A 17888-nucleotide genomic window follows, 5' to 3' on the forward strand; every position below is an offset into this window, starting at 1 on the left:
AAAGTCGGTAAGGAACCCAAACCTGTAAATATGTCTTACATATAATAATAGTATGAATCCATAGAAAGTTTATACTCCTTTACCGACTTGCAGAGCTGTGCAAGTATTAATATGATCTAAATTGGAAATATTTGGACTTATAAGCATCCCTATAAGTTAGCCAGGGAGCCATAGGATGGTGTTAACTCATGAGTAAAAATGTTATAAATACAGAATTAATGTTAGAGGTCTATGAAGGTAAAGACCTGGGCTTGACGTACTCGGTGGAGTACAGTGTATTTAAAGTTTGGGCACCTACTGCTTTTGCTGTATCTCTAGTTATGTACGAAACAGATGGAAATCAACGTAACATTGGATTTGATCCGAGCTCTACAGATAGTGGGCGTATTATATATATGCAGCGTCAGAACGGCGGAGTCTGGCAGACTAAGTTATCAGGTGATTTAAAAGGGAAATATTATATGTACCGTGCTGTATTTGCTGATGGAAATGTGACGGAAGCAGTAGATCCTTATGCAACAGCCGTATCGGCAAATGGTTTAAGAACAGCAATCGTTGATTTGCGTAGGACCCATCCTGAGCATTGGGAGAAGGACGTTTCTCCTCCATTGCAGCATCCTGCAGACGCGGTTATTTATGAGCTGCATGTGCGTGACTTCTCCTCACATGAGAGCTCTGGCATGTACTATAAGGGCAAATTCAAAGCATTTACCGAATTTGGCTTAAGAGATCCGGAAGGAAATGCAATAGGTATTGATCATCTGGTTGAATTGGGTATCACCCATGTACATCTGATGCCCGTGTTTGATTTCCAGACCGTAGATGAGTTAAGTGTAATAAATCGTGGTTCGTCCATTGAACATACCGACTACAATTGGGGATATGATCCTCAGCATTATAATGTACCGGAAGGATCATATAGCACTGATCCTACCGATCCAGGTCTACGGATCCGGGAATTTAAAGAAATGGTTCAGGCTTTGCATAGTCGTGGGATTTCAGTGATTATGGATGTGGTTTACAACCACACGTACGCTGTGGAGAAGGGCCCCTTCGAGCCGCTTGTCCCAGATTACTTCTATCGACGTGATTTCTTGGGACGTTTATCTAATGGCTCGGGAGTTGGTAACGAGCTGGCTACAGAGCGTCCGATGGTACGCAAATATATTAAGGATTCGTTGTCCTACTGGGCTACGGAGTATCATATTGATGGCTTCAGATTTGATCTTATGGGTCTGATGGATAGTGTGACCATGCGTGAAATAACGGAAGAGCTTCGACTTGAGGTGAATCCTAATCTGCTGTTATATGGCGAACCTTGGACAGGTGGAGATTCTCCACTGGCAACAAAGACGCTAAAAGGTGTGCAGCGGGGGAAAGGATATGCTGTCTTCAATGATAACTTTCGTTCCGCGATCAAAGGTGATAGTGATGGATGGGGACGGGGCTTCATTACAGGGGAATACGGCAAAGAAGGGGCTATTGCAGCCGGAATCAAAGGAGCCATCCACGAATTTACAGACTCCCCAGTGGAATCGGTGAACTATGTAACGGCCCATGACAATTTGAATTTATGGGATAAGGTGCTTACCGTTCAAGGGGGATTTCAGGATGCCGTTTCACGGGCTAATCCTTACGTGAATGTAGATCTGGAGAATATTCTCAGCAATGAGACCGTGCGCCGATCCCTACTTGCAAATGGAATCATCCTGACCTCGCAAGGGATTCCATTCCTGCATGCCGGTGATGAGCTACTGCGCAGTAAATTTGGAGATCATAATAGCTATCGTAGCGGTGATACGATTAACGCGATCCGCTGGAACATGAAGAGTATGTTTAAGCCTGTATTTCAATATTATAAAGGTTTGATTGAACTGCGGCGTACACATCCGGCATTTCGTCTACATGGTCGGCAGGAAATTGAGCGTTCGCTGGAATTTCTGCGCTGTGATGGGGGGATCGTGTCGTACCTGCTTAGAAATCATGCAGGAGGCGACCTCTGGAACAATATAACAGTCATCTTTAATGCCAATAATGATCGAGTAAAGCTATCTCTTCCTGAAGCTAACAACGGTTGGAACGTGGTAGTGGATCATACCCGAGCGGGGACAGAAGCATTCCGGAAGGTCGCAGGTAGCGAAGTGGAAATTGAAGGCTTGTCGATGATGGTGCTCTATGATGAATGTGGTGAGCCAGCACCGCGGTCCAAAATTATCGAAGTACACTATGAGCGGCCAGATGGGAAATATCAAGGCTGGAATCTTTGGGTTTGGGATACAGGAATTCAGGACGGACAATGCGACTTTCGGTATATGGAGGATGGGCGTGCAGTTGCACGAATTGAGGTCTTGCCAGATACCGATTCTATCGGGTATATATTACGACTTAATGACTGGGAAGAGAAAGATGGGGATGGCGATCGCTTCATTGATTGTTCCAAGGATGAAGAGTTGATCAAGGTCATGGTTATAGATCGTGATCAGGAGAATGATGGGATCTCAGATGATCATCTGCAGTTAACCAGTTAAAAAAATAAAAAAGAGCTGCTTCAGGGTTAGTTGTACCCCGGAACAGCTCTTTTTGTTGATCTTATGGTTTTCCGATGATCTGGTTGGATAAACCTACATCTAAAAGCTCGTAGTAGAGATTAGCTTCATTCCCTCCATGGTCTTTGGAAAGGTACATAGCTAGATCAGCGGCACGCAGAAGTTCATTAATACTGCCTCCATGCTCAGGAAATAGGGCTACACCAATACTTGCGGAGGTGTGGAAGCTAGATCCATTGTCAATAGACCAAGATTTGTTGAATAACTTAAGCAACCGTTGTAGCATTTCATCTAACATTTCTGGAGAAGTAAATCGGTGCAGTACCACCGCGAATTCATCACCGCCAATCCGGAACGCCTGGCCTACACCTTTAACCGTTTGCAAAAGCTCTCGAGAGAGCAGTTGGAGAAATTCGTCTCCGGCCAGATGTCCTAAGGTATCGTTTAGCTGCTTGAATCTGTCACAATCCAGCAATGCGAGTGCAATATTCTTTCTCCGTTCCTCGGGTTGGTTGATGAGATTCTCCATGTACATTTTGAAATGAGCACGGTTGGGAATCGCGGTTAAATGATCATAGAAGGCTAGCTTATGTAATCGTTCTTCGTATTGCTTCCGTTGTGTAATTTCACGGGACACTAACATAAATTGTGCTGGGAAATTATTGCTTCCCCGAACAGGCGACACCTTCGTTTCCAGCCATACCCATTGCCCTTCAGCTCCACGCATTCGTAGCTCTGAGATACGAGGGGTTCCTTGAACGACACTCTTTAGTTTAGCCCAAGCAATTTCCGGTTCACGAATGTAGTTGGAGAGTGGGTCACCCTTTTTAGGAACATAGCCGAGAATACTTGAATGTGAAGGGGAGCTATATAGTATCAACCCGTTAGGATCAGTCAAAATAATAAAGTCAGACATGGTTTCACCGATTAGCTGATAGAGTGTTTGTTCCTCCAGCATTTCATTTTTGAGCCAAATGATTTTGCGACCCAGATAAATAATAACTAGAAGCAGAATAAAGAAGACCAATGAGTATAGCGCAAAGAGTGCACTCTTTTTATCTTGGAACCCATCTGTTACTTGTAAAGCGTAGGTGTCTATCAGGTCTTCTGATTGATCTAGATGAGTTCTGACTTCATTTAACTGCATGTTCAGACTTACAGCATGATATGAAGCAGGGTCCCATCCGATTTGCATCCGTTCAGCTATCAATTTACTTCCTGTACTCTTCCATAGGACTAGGGATGTTTCGAAGGCATGGAGCTCGTTCTCTAATTCAGTAAGTATATTTGCCTGTTTCAAATCACTGTAGGGTTTGTTGATAGATTTGATGTCTGAACTTGCTAGGCCTACCCGTTCTTGTGCTTGTTGATTATTGTCCTTAAATTCCTGAATGAACTGATCACGTTCAGCGTCAGTGAGGTTCGAGCTCATGGAGGAGTGGAGAGCGATTGCGGCTTGATGCAGATCACGATCAGCGCTCAGTATGAGCTCAGAGTTCTCAAATACATCTTCATATAAAGAATCTGACATTCTGTTAATGGTGTGATTTAGATAGAGTAAAGAAGCTACACTAATTCCAACCAGTAGAATGGAGATCGCAGCGAAAATAAAGATTAGTTTGCGTGTTACTTTGATATCGAAAAATCCAGCCACGGTCATCTTCTCCCCGCATAAGATGTTTAACAAATCTTATTGCTGCTAACTATAACCTGCGGAACTTCCATTTGTGGCAGGCGTGTTTTATTTTCAGGCAAAGATGTTGAGAGTAATTATGTAAAAAAAAGAGGTGTTGTAACATAGTGGGAATTGAGGCATGGGAAAGATAAATTGTGTGTGGATCGCAGTTTGTAGTACAACAAGTATATAGGACGTCCTACTTATAGAGCAATCGCTTCCTCAAATAAATATCAATAATAAAAAATTTAAATGATTATGGTATGGGCCTATTGCCTTATCTATATTCAAATCCATAAATCCTATTACCCAACGCCTTCGTAAATGATACCCAGCTCAGCCCCAAAAATATGAGTTCTGTTATGTTAAAAAAAAGCTGCCTAGTCATAATAATGACTGTGGCAGCTGACTTGAAGTTACTATTCGTTACGTAGTGCATGAATGGGGCGAAGCCGTGCGGCTTTGTTCGCAGGCATCATTCCGAAAATCACGCCGATAAGCAAGGAGAAAACAAAAGATATCAGTACCATATCCCAAGCAATGGATACTGTAAGTGAAGTGTACTTTCCTAGTAACCAACTACCAGCGACTCCAATGCCAACACCGATCACCCCACCTAATCCGCTAAGCACAATGGATTCGATCATGAATTGAGCGAGAATATCGAGCTTTTTGGCGCCGATTGCTTTGCGGATACCAATTTCTCTTGTTCTTTCATTAACGGATACGATCATAATATTCATAATGCCGATCCCCCCGACAAACAGAGAAATGCCGGCAATTCCCGCAAGTGCCATTGAAAGCGTAGCTGTCGTAGAATTTACAGTTTCCAGCATCTCTTGAGAGTCAAAGACACTAAAAGCATTATCCGCATAATTAAATTTAGCATCCAGTGTACTCTCTAGTTTATCTTTTACGGTAGCTACAGTGTCTGCTGAAGTCGTCGCAATTGTGATGGAACGTACGCCTTTGCTTTTTAACTGACGTTCTGCAGTAGCTATAGGGATCAATAAGATATCATCGTTGGAACCACTTAGACTAGAGCCTTTCGCTTCCAAAAGACCGACGATTTTATAGCTGATCCCGTTTAGCTGTACCTTTTGGCCTACTGGATCATCTGTGCCGAATAAATCCTCAGCCGTACCTGTGCCGATTAGCGCTACCTTCTGCCGGTACTCCGTATCAATATCAAGCAGGAAACGTCCTGACTGTACATGAAAATCCTTAACGTCCTCATAAGAAGGTGTAATGCCCTCAACAGTAACGCTAACAATCTCAGTATTATGCTTGGCTGTAACGTTGCCACTGATCACAGGAGCTACATTTTCTATCCCCTCTATATCTCCAAGTGCCAAAGCTTCTTCATAGGTGAGGGAGGTGGTAGCCCCACGGCCAGTGATGTTTACCGTCAGTTGATTTGTTCCGAGTCCATTAAGCTGCTCCGTAATCTGAGAAGTAGTTCCCTGCCCCACAGAAACGAGGATGATAACGGATGATACACCAATAATAATACCCAGCATCGTTAAAAAAGCTCTTACTTTACTGCTGTAAATACTTTTTAGAGCCATCCGCATACTTTGAAATAATTTCACCTCGCATTCCTCCGATCTTCTACGAGGTTGCCATCCTGAATACGAATGATCCGCTTTGCTTGCTTTGCAATTTCGAGGTCATGTGTGATTAGGATGATTGTATGACCCTGCTCATTTAATTCTCGTATCATCTGCATGACCTCTTGTCCAGTTCGCGTATCAAGCGCTCCGGTAGGTTCATCTGCAAGTAGAATCGGGGGAGATCCAGCCATGGCTCGCGCAATCGCTACACGCTGTTGCTGTCCTCCTGAAAGCTCAGAAGGTCGGTGATGCATTCTCTCCTCCAAACCAACTTTAAGGAGTGCTTGCTGCGCTGTTTCTCTGCGTTCTCGATGTGAGAGGCCGCGGTATATTAGCGGAAGCTCCACATTCTCGACAGCAGATAACTTGGGGAGGAGATTGAAGTTTTGAAAGATAAAGCCGATCTTCTCATTCCGGATAACTGCCAGCTTGTTGTCGGATAACTTGCGAACCTCTTGTCCGTCTAGAAGATAGCTTCCCTCATCCGATACATCCAGGCACCCGAGCATGTTCATTAGTGTTGATTTTCCAGAACCGGAAGGACCTATAATCGCTACGAACTCTCCGAAGTCGATTGTAAAGGAAAGATTTTTTAGAACTGTCATAGTTTCTCCGGCCATAGTATAGCCATGGGTCATATTCTGGACTTGGATCAGTGGCGTTAAAGCACTCATCTACTGCCACCTCCGCCACCACCAGGTGCTCCGCCCGTGCCACCAGTACCACCTCCACTGAAGCCACCACCGCCACTAAAGCCGCCGCCGCCGAAACCGGCGCCACCCATACCGCCCATGCCACCTTGCATTTGCATCTCAGTACTAGTTGTACCTGTTTTGGTAGAGATGACAGTAGGGATGATCACTTTGTCTCCTTCATTAAGCCCACTGACAATTTCAATACTGCTCTCATCATGGATGCCCACTTCGACGGAAACTGTTCGCTGATTACTATTTCCACGGTTTCTTGTGCCAGCTGCTCCGTTAGGCATAGTACCGCCGCGAGCATCAGGCGCTCCACTAGGCATAGCGCCATCGCGAGCATCAGGAGCCCCGCTAGGCATCGGTGCTTGGCCCTCGCTAGAGGCTTTTGAGGAATCGGTTGAACCCGCTGAACCCGCTGTTAAAGGGAGAGAAACTGTGTACTTGCCATTTCTTTCTTGAACAGCTTCAATAGGTACGGTTAATACATCTTTTTTCTCAGCTGTTGTAACTGAAACTTCTGCCGACATCCCTACAAGGGCACCTTCGGAGGTGGTTAAGCCAACGGTAACATCGAAGAGGGAGACTCCGTTCGAGACGGTGCCTTCCTTGGCAATCTTAGTAACACTCCCCTTGAATTCAGTGTCGGGCAGGGCATCCAATGAAATGGTAGCAGGCATCCCTATTTTCACTGTAGGAATATCAAGCTCATCCACCTGCACTATGACGCTTAAATTAGCATAATCGGTGATATCGATGAGTTCAGAGCCATCCATCGCTTTTTCACCGCTGGCTATGTTAACTGCTGTAACAGTTCCGTCAATAGGGGCGGTAAGGGGATCTGGAGGGATCATATCCTCTTGTACAGATGCAATTTTTTCGATTTGAGAAGCGATATCCGTTTTCGCTTTTTCAATCGAACGTTTGGCACTGGCTAATTCATCCTCGGAGGCACCTGCCACGGCAAGCTTCTTATACTGCTCCTGCTTGTCCTGAAGATCCTCTTCAAGCGAGGTAAGAGAGATTTGTTCCTGCTTGAGATTGTCGCTCAAATCATCGCCTTCGAAGGTAATTAATGTCTGACCTTTTTTCACATTGTCGCCTTCTTTGACAAGCACCTCAGCTACGGTTCCAGCGTCCTTCGTTTTCACTTTTCCTGTTTCAGTGGCCGTGACGGAGCCTGCTCCAGATACATTTACTACGATATCGCCCTTCGTAACCGTGGCTGTATTAACGGGCACTTCAGCAGCCTGACTGCTCTTATCAGGTAAAAATGTATACACCAACAATCCGGCTGTTACTACAGCTACTACTCCGATGGTCCAGAGCAACACTTTTTTCTTCTTCATTTCTTTCCTCCATAGATCATCAAATTTCTTTTAACATAGGCCACACCTCGCACACTTACTAAGTGTCGGATGGATTGTTAGCACTAGAATCGGTGTTTGAAGTGGAATTGTTGTTTGAAGTCGTTGACGCTGCCTGATAAGTGACAACATAGGTCCCAGTTCCCAGCAAATTTCGATGACCTTGGAATTCGTCGTATACATTCAATTGGATCGCGCCGCCACCTAGAGTTTTGTAAAGATTGCTTGTGAATGTTGTGGTGTATGACTTGAAGTTCCCTAATGGTAGATCTGTGCCCAGTGTTAATGTCTTCTCCATCGTTTGTCCGAAGGGGTCGATCAGCTCTAGTACAAGCTTGTGCTCATAGGTACCCGATTCGTAAAGCGTGCTGCTCGACAGGTTGTAGGTTAGGACAGTGCTTAGCGTATCTTTTCCACCAGTGACGGAGGCGACTGCATTTGTAACGGATAGGGTATAAGGGAACAATTCTACATCCAAAAGATTACTTTTTGACTCCACCGCAACATTATTTAGAGCCAGTGACACCGTATTGATATATCCCGTTGATTTCCCGCCAGGAGCCGTAAGTTTTCCTTCGGATACCCCTTCACCGACATAAAGAACAAGCTGAGAAGGATCTACTCCAAGTGGAAGCTTAGTCCAGACGGTAACCAGATTTTTTCCGTTAGGGCTCGTGGAAGTGGTAGACTGGTTGACCTCGGCTTCGTAATATTGATTGTCAGGCGTTTTGTAATAAGCTACGAGTTGAGCCTGCTCCGATTTACGTGTTTCCTCACTGTTCATTTCCAGTTCTGTGTACATGATATTGGAGCTTGCACCCTGATAAACCGTTGTCCGGCGCTCTAACACTTCTGCTTTTTTACTTTCAAGGTCAATTTGGAAGGAACTTAGTGCTGCAACTTCCTGAACACGGCTGTCCAACTGATTTGTACTTAAAGAAAGAAAATTAATTTTGCTTTCGCCGGAGGTTTCTTGCAGCGTTATTTTTAATTGATTGAACTGGTAGGTGTAAGGAACATTGGCCACGACATAAACGTCTGCGGATTCATTTGGCCCGAGTATGGTTTGCGTGCTTTCTGTGACGACTTGGGAAGTGCTGCTAATATCACTCTCACCAGCTTTAATGACACTTGTAAATGCAGGAAGCTGCACAGAGGTCGATTTCGTGTTGCGAATATTGATTTTAGCTACAAGCTGATCTTTGTCTGCCCAAGGTAGCCGCTGGATGTTCTCAAGCTTGACAGCAAATGTGCCGTAACTGTTCTCCACCGCGTATTCTGTATCCTGCCAATTGTTAGTTTGGAGTGTGTAAGGAATCTGATAATAGGCTGTAGGAAAAATGATCTTACCCTCTACAGCGGGTTCAGTCATTTGCAGCTGTAGCGTTCCTTGAGCTATCGTTAGCGGAACTTCTGCACTGAGCTCAATTATTTTTTCTTCAAGGGGTTTGAGTGTAAGGTTTGCGAAAGCCTTCGTGTCCAACGGAAAGCTATATCCCTCAGCGGCTTTAACGGTAAACTCATAAGCAGGCAAAGTAATCGCCTTGTTGCCGCTATTTTTTACTCGAAATTGCAGCGTCCACTTCGCGGTGCCGTTGTCGGCATAGACATTGGCGCTTTTTAACTGCGTCTCGACAGTATTATTGTTGATCGTAAGCTTCTTGATGACATTGCTAGCTACGACAAGATCTGGTGTGGTAGCAGCGGGAAGGTTATAGGTGACGATGGGCAAAGCAATTTTTAATGAGGTATCTTCTCCAGCAAACTGCAGAGTCATATTGTCTGTCTTCATATAAGAGGGAATTTCCGTCATGTAGTAGATCGTCTTTTTTTCCTGTGGCTGTACTTTGTAGTTACTGCTCGTATCATCAAGCGTTAATTCAAATACAGATCCTCCTGCAGATGCGAGGTATCCCTTAAGTCCAGGATCACTTAGCACTTTGGTTCCTTGATTGGTTAAGCTCACACCTACTTTGGCGTATACCTTACCGTTATATTTGTAAATTTGCAGACTTTCTGTTTTGGTTGTTACGGGCTGATTATTCAAGGTTATCTTTTTACTTTGGCCTCTAGCGACCGCTTGTGAAAAAGCCACAGGCAAGGTGAAGGTCCCCAGCTTTTTTTGATAATCAGTACTGCTGAAATCCCAACCGAATACTGAAATCTTCACTCCATTTAAAGATGTGGATTTACCGACGTTTGCGTAATAGGTTACGGATTGACTGCTTTTGGAGGGGATAGATTTGATGGTTGCACTGCTGGTTACTGGGCTTCCTTGGATAACGGTTCCTCCTGCAGTAGTTACTTTAGAGAAATAGTCCACAAGATTGATGCTGTTTCCGCTCCCATTGTTATAGCTGAGGGTGTATGTAAGAATATTGCCGCCATCCTGAGTCAAAAAGCCAACATCGGTCAGCTTCACACTAAAGTTACTCTTTAAAGCTATCGAGCCGAGTTTATCCAGAGTGGATACAGTGGTGGCAGTTGCTGTTTTGGTGGATGAAGTAGTAGTTGATGCCGCGTATGCTCCATACGCTGAAGCTTGACTCAGAACTGCTGCGCTAAGTATGATCACAGCTACTTTTGTTCTTCGTGCATGCATGTAATTCCCTCCCGGTATGAAAGTCCTTGTATTTTGAAGGTGATTTATGATTGAGTACAACCATGCCTTCTTAATAATGGAAATTATCAAGCTCCGCTGAACGTTAGCTGAAAAAAAGTCCCCAAAATGGCTCTGAACCTTAAAGCCAGCTTAAAGCCAGATAAAAATTGCCCTAATTATGCTTGAACTTGTCAAAACGACAGATTTTGCATATAATAAACAGACATATCTCTTGCATAAAAGAGATACCTGACAATTAGATTGAATTGTGAAATGCAGTGATGGAGAAGAGTACACAGTGCCTGACTTACAGGGAGGAGACGCCGGTGATTGAGAGCGTTTCTAGGATACAGAGCTGTCGAAGTTCACTCCGGAGCAGTTCCTTGAATTCCTTAAGATTGCCTTGTAAGGAAGCGTAGGGGAAACCGGTCACAGACCGTTATTTCTGTATAAAGTGAGATAGGTATCTGTCCAGCTAAAAGAGGGAATGAAGCTCTTAAGGGGAACAGATCAGCTTGTCTAACAAGGGTGGTACCACGGTCTTTTCGTCCCTTACCGGGAGGAAAGGCCTTTTTTTGTTGAACTAGACAATGATTGAAGGGGGCTGTACACGGCCATGAAAGAGAAGTTGGAAGCATTGAAGGTTGAAGCGCTGGCTAAGTTGCAGGAGGTTATGGATCCACAGGTTTTGAATGACCTAAGAGTGAAATATCTCGGTAAAAAAGGCGAGCTTACAGAAGTTCTACGTGGTATGGGAGGACTTAGTGCTGAGGAGCGTCCGGTTATCGGGCAAGTAGCGAATCAGGTGCGTAGTGCCATTGAGGAGATTATTGGAGCGAAGCAAGAGACTTTTCAACAGCAAGAGACTCAGCAACGTCTACAGGCTGAAAAAGTAGACGTAACATTGCCAGGTCGCCGCATGCAGCAAGGGGGCGTTCACCCGCTTAGCAGAGTGGTTCAGGAAATTGAGGATATTTTCATTGGTATGGGTTACCGTGTGGCTGAAGGCCCGGAAGTGGAGACCGATTATTATAACTTTGAAGCCCTAAATCTGCCTAAAAATCACCCGGCACGCGATATGCAGGATTCCTTTTATTTAACGGATGACCTGCTTATGCGTACTCAAACGTCTCCGGTACAGATTCGTACTATGCAGGCTATGAACGGTGAAGTTCCAGTTAAAATCATTTGCCCGGGTAAAGTATTCCGCCGCGATGATGACGATGCAACGCATTCCTTCCAGTTCCATCAAATTGAAGGTTTGGTTATTGGAAGCAACATTCGGATGAGTGATCTGAAAGGCACCTTGCAGCAATTCGTACAAGAAATGTTCGGCCCGAATACAGACATTCGTCTTCGTCCGAGCTTCTTCCCATTCACCGAGCCAAGCGTTGAAGTGGACGTAAGCTGCTTCAAATGTGGCGGCGATGGCTGCAGACTGTGCAAGCAAAGCGGATGGTTAGAAATCCTTGGCGCCGGCATGGTACATCCAAATGTTCTGAAAATGGGTGGCTATGATCCTGCTAAGTATAGCGGCTTCGCATTTGGTATGGGTGTTGAACGGATTGCTATGCTTAAATACGGCATCGATGACATCCGTCATTTCTATAACAACGATATGAGTTTTGTAAAGCAGTTCAAGGGCGTTTAGATTTTTGGTGGGCGAGCTGGCTGACGGGTTAGGAGTAAGTAGCAATTGGGTTACTGATCTTGCTTAATAAAAGACTATTAATAGAAGGAACGGAGAGAAATTTTGGAACTGTAGAAGCGCCAGCGTTCGCCTTTATCCTCGGATTTCTACCGCGAGAAGTGGTTTTAATCAGGAAATCTGAGGATAACAGCGATCGGAAGTCCAATATTTTTCGTAGTGACTGCTCTAAATAGGACGGTTATGAAGCTTTGATCGAGTAATCCTAAATTGTACTACTCCCACAGGAAGCAGATCGAACGGCAAGTAGATAAATACATCTGAAACATAAAGGAAGTGAGCGGACATGAAAGTATCAACCGGATGGTTGGCTGATTATACATCGATTGAAGGAGTAACCGCCGAAAAGCTAGCGGAGAAGATTACCGCTGCCGGCATTGAAATTGACGGAGTAGAGCGCCGCAATAAAGGGATTTCCGGCATCGTAACCGGCTATGTGAAATCGAAAGAAAAGCATCCTGATGCGGATAAACTGAACGTATGTATCGTGGATGCAGGTCAAGGTGAAGATCTGCAAATCGTCTGTGGCGCAAAGAATGTAGCTGCGGGACAAACCGTTCCTGTAGCTCTTGTTGGCGCTAAGCTGCCAGGGCTGGATATCAAAAAAGCGAAGCTGCGCGGGGTATTATCACAAGGGATGATCTGCTCGGCTAAAGAATTGGGACTCAATGATAAATTGCTTCCTAAAGAGCAGCAAGAAGGAATTCTTGTACTTCCTGAAGGTACAGAGATCGGTCAAGATATTTCAAAGTTGCTGGGTCTAGATGATGAAATTCTGGAATTCGATCTGACTCCGAACCGTTCAGACTGTCTAAGTATGATTGGTGCTGCTTATGAAGTGAGCGCGATTCTTGGACGTGACATCAAATTACCAGATCCTGCGAGTGAAATGATTGAGATCAGCGGAGCAGCTGCTCAATCTATTTCCGTTAAGATTGAGAATGAAGAACATTGCAGTCATTACGCAGTTCGTTATATCTCAGGTGTTAAACCTGCAGCATCCCCGCTGTGGATTCAGAATCGTCTGATGGCGGCAGGGATTCGTCCAATTAACAACATCGTTGACATCACTAACTATGTGATGCTCGAATACGGACAGCCGCTTCATGCTTTTGATGCAGATAAAATAGAAGGCGGAGAACTCGGCGTTCGTCTTGCTCACGAAGGTGAAGTCCTGACTACACTTGATGGCCAAGAACGGAAGCTTGAGCCACATATGCTCGTTATCGCTGATGGAGCTAAGGCTGTAGCTCTGGCTGGAGTAATGGGAGGTCAGGATACGGAAGTTACTGCTGAGACGGTAAATCTCGTTCTGGAATCTGCTAAGTTTGACGGAGGAACCGTTCGTAAAACCTCGCGTCAACTGGGACTTCGCTCGGAAGCATCGCTTCGTTTCGAGAAAGAAGTGGATCCAAATGCAGTGATCCCTGCATTGAATCGCGCTGCAGTACTTATTGCGCGTTATGCTGGCGGATCTGTGCATGAAGGAATTGTGCAAGCAGGAACAGTCGCAGGAGAAGAGAAGGTACTTACTTTGTCCTTGGAGAAGCTGAACCGTTATCTCGGAACAGATCTGTCCTTGCTAGAAGTGAAGACTTTGTTTGGTCGTCTACATTTCAAATGCGGGGATACTGCACAAGGATTGATCGAAGTTCAGGTGCCAACTAGACGTGGCGATATCAGCTATGATGTTGACCTTATCGAAGAAATTGCTCGTTTGTACGGGTATGACAATATTCCAACGACTCTGATTGAAGGTGTTACAACGCCAGGCGCATTGACGCATAAGCAATCACTCCGCCGTGAACTGCGTCGCCTGTTGTCACATGGCGGTTATCAGGAAGTGATGGGTTACTCCTTCATCCAGCCGAAACAAAGCAAAATGTTCCCTGAGTTATCAGAAGGCTCACAAGCGGTTAAATTGGCTATGCCAATGAGTGAAGAACGCAGTGTACTGCGTACTAGCCTTCTGCCACAACTATTGGATATTGCTAGCTATAATACCAACCGTCGTCAAAGCGATCTAGCGTTGTTTGAAATCGGCAATGTCTTCTTCACAGATGAAGAACAGTTGACTCGTCAGCCGCGTGAACTGCCGGTGCTGGGGTTGTTGCTTAGCGGTAGCCTAACCGTGAAGCAATGGAACGTTTCTGCACAGCCTGTAGATTTCTTTGATTTGAAGGGTGCGCTGGAATCTGTATTTGCTTATTTGGGTCTTACAGACAGAATTATCTACGAGGGAGATAGTCCAGAAGGGTATCATCCTGGACGTTCCGCATCGGTATATTTAGTCGGAGACGAGGGTCGTGTGAAGATTGGAACTATGGGCCAGCTTCATCCGGAACTGCAAAGAGAGCTTGATCTAGTGGATACTTATGTAGCCGAGATTCTATTGCAGCCGCTGTATGATAACACGCAAAGCCGTCTGCAATATAATGAGCTTCCACGTTTCCCAGGTATGGAACGGGATATTGCAGTGGTTGTAGATTCAACGGTACCAGCAGGCGATCTGCTAGCTTCCATCCGTGCAAACGGAGGAACTTTGCTGCAATCCGTACAGGTATTCGACGTGTACACTGGTGGCAAGTTAGAGAGTGGAAAGAAGAGTATTGCGATCTCACTGCTGTATCGTCACGGTGAACATACATTGACAGATGAAGAGGTTGGAGAGGTGCATGATAAGCTATTATCAGTCCTTCAACAAACTTTTGGTGCAGAATTAAGAAAATAGCAGGAATTGTGTAAAGCCGCAGCGAATCCATTTAGAAACTGAGATTCGCTGCGGCTTTTTCTGGGTAGAGTGAAATGCGGAGGATATCAGCGAGAATCTATTGATTACAAGGGATTTTGCCAAATGCTTAAGAAAAAAGCTACAATAGAAACAGTAAGACTAACTTAGAATCCGCACACATACAAAGGAGGGCACAACTGTGGCTATGGACCGGACACGTGTCGCCGTGGAGATATACGGAACTTCCTATAAACTCGTCGGAAGCAGCACTGAATATATGAAACAAGTGGCCCGTTATGTTGACGAACATATGCGCACGATTTCTAAATCACACAACAGACTGGATACGCCGCGCATAGCGGTGCTTGCAGCAGTACATATGGCGGAGCAGGCTATTCAGGTTCAGGATTTTAAAAATGAACTCAACATGATGACAGGTGAACGCAGTGAACTGCGATTGGAAGTATCTCGCCTGCTGGAGGTTCAGCGGGAGCGACAAGAAGAATATGAACGCCTTGAAGCGGCGGCTAAAGAAGAAGCTACACGACTGATTGCTGCGGTTGAAGAAGAGCGCAAGCGTCATCTGGAAATTCAGGAGAATGAGCGTAAAGTACATGCTAACCAGCTGCAAGAGGCAACCCAAGCGGCTGAAGCCGCACGAGAGAAGCTGGAAGAGGAGCTGCTTGCGCGTGAGCTGGAGTTGCAGGAACTGCGGGCAAGTTATGAGGCTGAACAGTCTGCTATGCGTGAGAATCATCGAGAGGAACTAGCGAATGCAGAAGCCATCCGTCTACAGCAGTTGGAAGAGCAGAAGGCAGCGCATTTGCAAGAGCTGGAGAACATCCGTGAGACGCTGACTAAGGAGAATTCAGACTCCTTGTCTGCTCTAGAGCTTGAGTTAACCGAGACCAGATCAACCTTAGAGAAACAGCTTGAGGAAACCAAATCAACATTAGGTAAGGAACTCGAGAAGACGAAGTTGACACTGGGTAAGGAGCTTGAGAGCACGACAACGAAGCTAAGCAAGGAATTGGCTGAAGAACGGGAAGCTTTACAACGGGAGCTTGCTAAGAATAAGGAACTTCGTCAGTCACAAGGTACTCAGGAACATAGACATAAGCAAAACATTCAAGAGCTCGAGAAACAGCTGGCTGAGCTTCGTGGTGGAACAGGACAACTTCAGTCTAGACTCCGTTCGGCTGAAGCCAGTCTTAAGAGTGAACGAGATGCTCGTCAGACGCTGCTCGGACAATATGAAGCGGTGGTTAAACGTGAAGAACAGCTCAGTGAGGAGCTGCGTACTGCTACTGAGCTAGGCACGCTGTTGAATGAAGAGCTGGAAGAATTGCGCCAGCGTTATCAGCAGTCTCAGAATGAAGCATCAGAGCTGCGGAAGTCACTACAGGAAACGAATGACAATCTGCACCGTGTTCAGGAAGAACTCGCTGGATCTATGGCGGAGGCAGCAAATTGGCAGGAGCTCTCGGATAAACGGATGGAAGATATTAGTGAGCTTGAAATGAACCTACTGGAGACCGAAGAGAAATCTTTGGCGCTTCAAAAGGAGATTGAGATCCTTCGTGGTCAAGCGGATGGTTTAGTACAACAGTTAGATCGGGAAGCTCAGCTTCGTACAGATGCAGAACACGAAACTGCAGCACTCCGTGAACAAGGTGGACAGGTTCAGAAGGAACTGTCTGCACTTCGTGAACGCTATGAGGAACTGATCTCTCAATATGATGAAGTGCTGCAAGATGGAGAACGTCTACAGGAAAGATATCAACTGCTGCAAGAAGAAGGCGAAGAGACAGCTCGACGCTTAGAGGAATTGTCTGAAGCTAGCCTTGAGGCCGCTGCTACGGTTGCAGAGCAGCAGGATGTTCTGAGGGAAGCAGAGGCGTACGGCGCTTCATGGAAGCAAAAGTACGAGGAATTATTCGAGCGACAGCAGCAGTGGAGTGATTTGGAAGCGAAGCTGCGTGAAGAGATAGATATTTGGCAGCAGGAGGCCGGTGAGGCTGAGGCTAAGCAGAAATCTATTGAACGTGAACGCAGTGAGGTGCTTCAGCAGCTTGGTGAAGTCGGCGAGAACTATGAATTGGCCCAAGGACAACTTCGTCTGCTACAGGTCCAGTTTGAGATGCATCAAAATGAGCTACAGAAGATGACGGATGAGCATCGTAATCTTCAAGAGGAATATGCCAAGCTTCAGAATGAATATAATGAATGGATTCAACTGATCGAACAGGACAGTTGAATGTCGGATGCAAGAAAGAGGGCTGTACCTGATGTGTAGAGAGATCTATTTCAGGTCAGCCCTCTTTGTTTAATATATTCGAAAGAATAAGATTCACACCATGTCTTATATTTCTCACTTCATTAAAAAGCCGATCGTCAGGGCAATTCCCTAACGATCGGCTTTTTAATGATTCATCTATTCCACAATGATTTTTGCGTTCATGCCGCTATGTCCGGATCCACACATAATCGAACAGGTCATTTCGAATGTGCCGGCTTCCTCTGGAACAATTACTTTCGAGGACTTTTTGCTATTAAGCTGGAGTTCAAATTCAGGGATAAGGATACCGTGATTGCCGCTATCATTTTTAAAAATAATTTTGACGGGTACACCTTTTTTTAGATGATATTCTTCCTGATCAAAACTGTAATTCGTAGCTGTAATTGTAAGTTCTGTTTCTGCCTCGATCTCCGGCTCCGATGTGTTAGCATTGCCAGCAGCACTATCATTGCTGTTTCCACAGGCTGTAAGTGCTATAACGAACACAATTGAAAGTAGAATTGCAAATTTTTTAATGATCCAAACCTCCTCTTAAGAAGTCCAAGCATAGTGAAAATGTGACAATTATGTAGACATCATAACTTAAAATTTAAGTAAGCGCTTTGATTAAATGTGAAAAATCCGTGAACAAGGGAGACTGTTCAAACTT

The 17888-nt window shown here is 45.2% G+C and carries 10 protein-coding genes and 1 other annotated feature; of the genes, 4 read left to right on the plus strand and 6 right to left on the minus strand.

Going from position 1 to position 17888, the window contains the following annotated elements:
• Positions 1–188: 188 nt before the first annotated feature.
• Entirely contained in the window at positions 189–2528 is a 2340-nt protein-coding gene (gene pulA, locus NST34_RS08070) for a type I pullulanase (protein ID WP_341127532.1), read from the plus strand.
• Between the two features lie 61 nt (positions 2529–2589).
• Here the strand turns inward: pulA and NST34_RS08075 are convergent, their stop codons facing one another.
• The 5 genes from NST34_RS08075 to NST34_RS08095 form a co-directional block, all read right to left on the minus strand.
• Positions 2590–4200 (minus strand): diguanylate cyclase domain-containing protein, encoded by a 1611-nt coding sequence (locus NST34_RS08075; RefSeq protein WP_076284233.1) that lies wholly within the window; start codon positions 4198–4200, stop codon positions 2590–2592.
• Between the two features lie 440 nt (positions 4201–4640).
• Positions 4641–5813, minus strand: coding sequence for an ABC transporter permease (locus tag NST34_RS08080; RefSeq protein ID WP_341127533.1), 1173 nt, complete (start codon positions 5811–5813; stop codon positions 4641–4643).
• Positions 5810–6508 carry an ABC transporter ATP-binding protein gene (locus tag NST34_RS08085; protein WP_042186162.1) on the minus strand — a complete coding sequence of 233 codons (699 nt, stop codon included), beginning with the start codon at positions 6506–6508 and terminating at the stop codon, positions 5810–5812. Before NST34_RS08085 ends, NST34_RS08080 begins: the two co-directional genes overlap by 4 nt.
• A complete protein-coding gene (locus tag NST34_RS08090; protein ID WP_341127534.1) occupies positions 6505–7881 on the minus strand; it encodes an efflux RND transporter periplasmic adaptor subunit in 1377 nt (458 codons plus the stop codon). Before NST34_RS08090 ends, NST34_RS08085 begins: the two co-directional genes overlap by 4 nt.
• Before the next feature lie 58 nt (positions 7882–7939).
• Positions 7940–10501: a hypothetical protein gene (locus tag NST34_RS08095; protein ID WP_341127535.1), complete on the minus strand. Its 2562-nt coding sequence runs from the start codon at positions 10499–10501 to the stop codon at positions 7940–7942.
• Positions 10502–10770: 269 nt separating this feature from the next.
• Positions 10771–11057, plus strand: a binding site (T-box leader).
• A gap of 60 nt (positions 11058–11117) precedes the next feature.
• Between NST34_RS08095 and pheS the strand changes: the two genes are divergently transcribed.
• The 3 genes from pheS (at position 11118) to NST34_RS08110 (ending at position 17197) form a co-directional block, all read left to right on the plus strand.
• Positions 11118–12152, plus strand: coding sequence for a phenylalanine--tRNA ligase subunit alpha (gene pheS, locus NST34_RS08100; RefSeq protein ID WP_076300018.1), 1035 nt, complete (start codon positions 11118–11120; stop codon positions 12150–12152).
• 343 nt (positions 12153–12495) lie between these two features.
• Positions 12496–14940 carry a phenylalanine--tRNA ligase subunit beta gene (gene pheT, locus NST34_RS08105; protein WP_339269785.1) on the plus strand — a complete coding sequence of 815 codons (2445 nt, stop codon included), beginning with the start codon at positions 12496–12498 and terminating at the stop codon, positions 14938–14940.
• Positions 14941–15139: 199 nt separating this feature from the next.
• Complete coding sequence (locus NST34_RS08110) at positions 15140–17197, plus strand: hypothetical protein (RefSeq protein WP_339246231.1); 2058 nt, start codon at positions 15140–15142, stop codon at positions 17195–17197.
• Positions 17198–17374: 177 nt separating this feature from the next.
• On the opposite strand, the gene NST34_RS08115 is transcribed toward NST34_RS08110, so the two are convergent.
• On the minus strand, positions 17375–17725 hold the full coding sequence (locus NST34_RS08115) for a cupredoxin domain-containing protein (RefSeq protein ID WP_339269787.1): 351 nt from the start codon (positions 17723–17725) through the stop codon (positions 17375–17377).
• Positions 17726–17888 lie beyond the last annotated feature (163 nt).

It is taken from the genome of Paenibacillus sp. FSL H7-0714, assembly GCF_038003765.1.
Classification (GTDB): domain Bacteria; phylum Bacillota; class Bacilli; order Paenibacillales; family Paenibacillaceae; genus Paenibacillus_AQ.

Excerpts from the sequence above, each read along its gene's own strand:
- NST34_RS08090 (WP_341127534.1), bottom strand. The coding sequence starts at position 7,881 with ATGAAGAAGAAAAAAGTGTTGCTCTGGACCATCGGAGTAGTAGCTGTA.
- pulA (WP_341127532.1), top strand. The coding sequence starts at position 189 with ATGAGTAAAAATGTTATAAATACAGAATTAATGTTAGAGGTCTATGAA.
- NST34_RS08085 (WP_042186162.1), bottom strand. The coding sequence starts at position 6,508 with ATGAGTGCTTTAACGCCACTGATCCAAGTCCAGAATATGACCCATGGC.
- NST34_RS08095 (WP_341127535.1), bottom strand. The coding sequence starts at position 10,501 with ATGCATGCACGAAGAACAAAAGTAGCTGTGATCATACTTAGCGCAGCA.
- pheT (WP_339269785.1), top strand. The coding sequence starts at position 12,496 with ATGAAAGTATCAACCGGATGGTTGGCTGATTATACATCGATTGAAGGA.
- pheS (WP_076300018.1), top strand. The coding sequence starts at position 11,118 with ATGAAAGAGAAGTTGGAAGCATTGAAGGTTGAAGCGCTGGCTAAGTTG.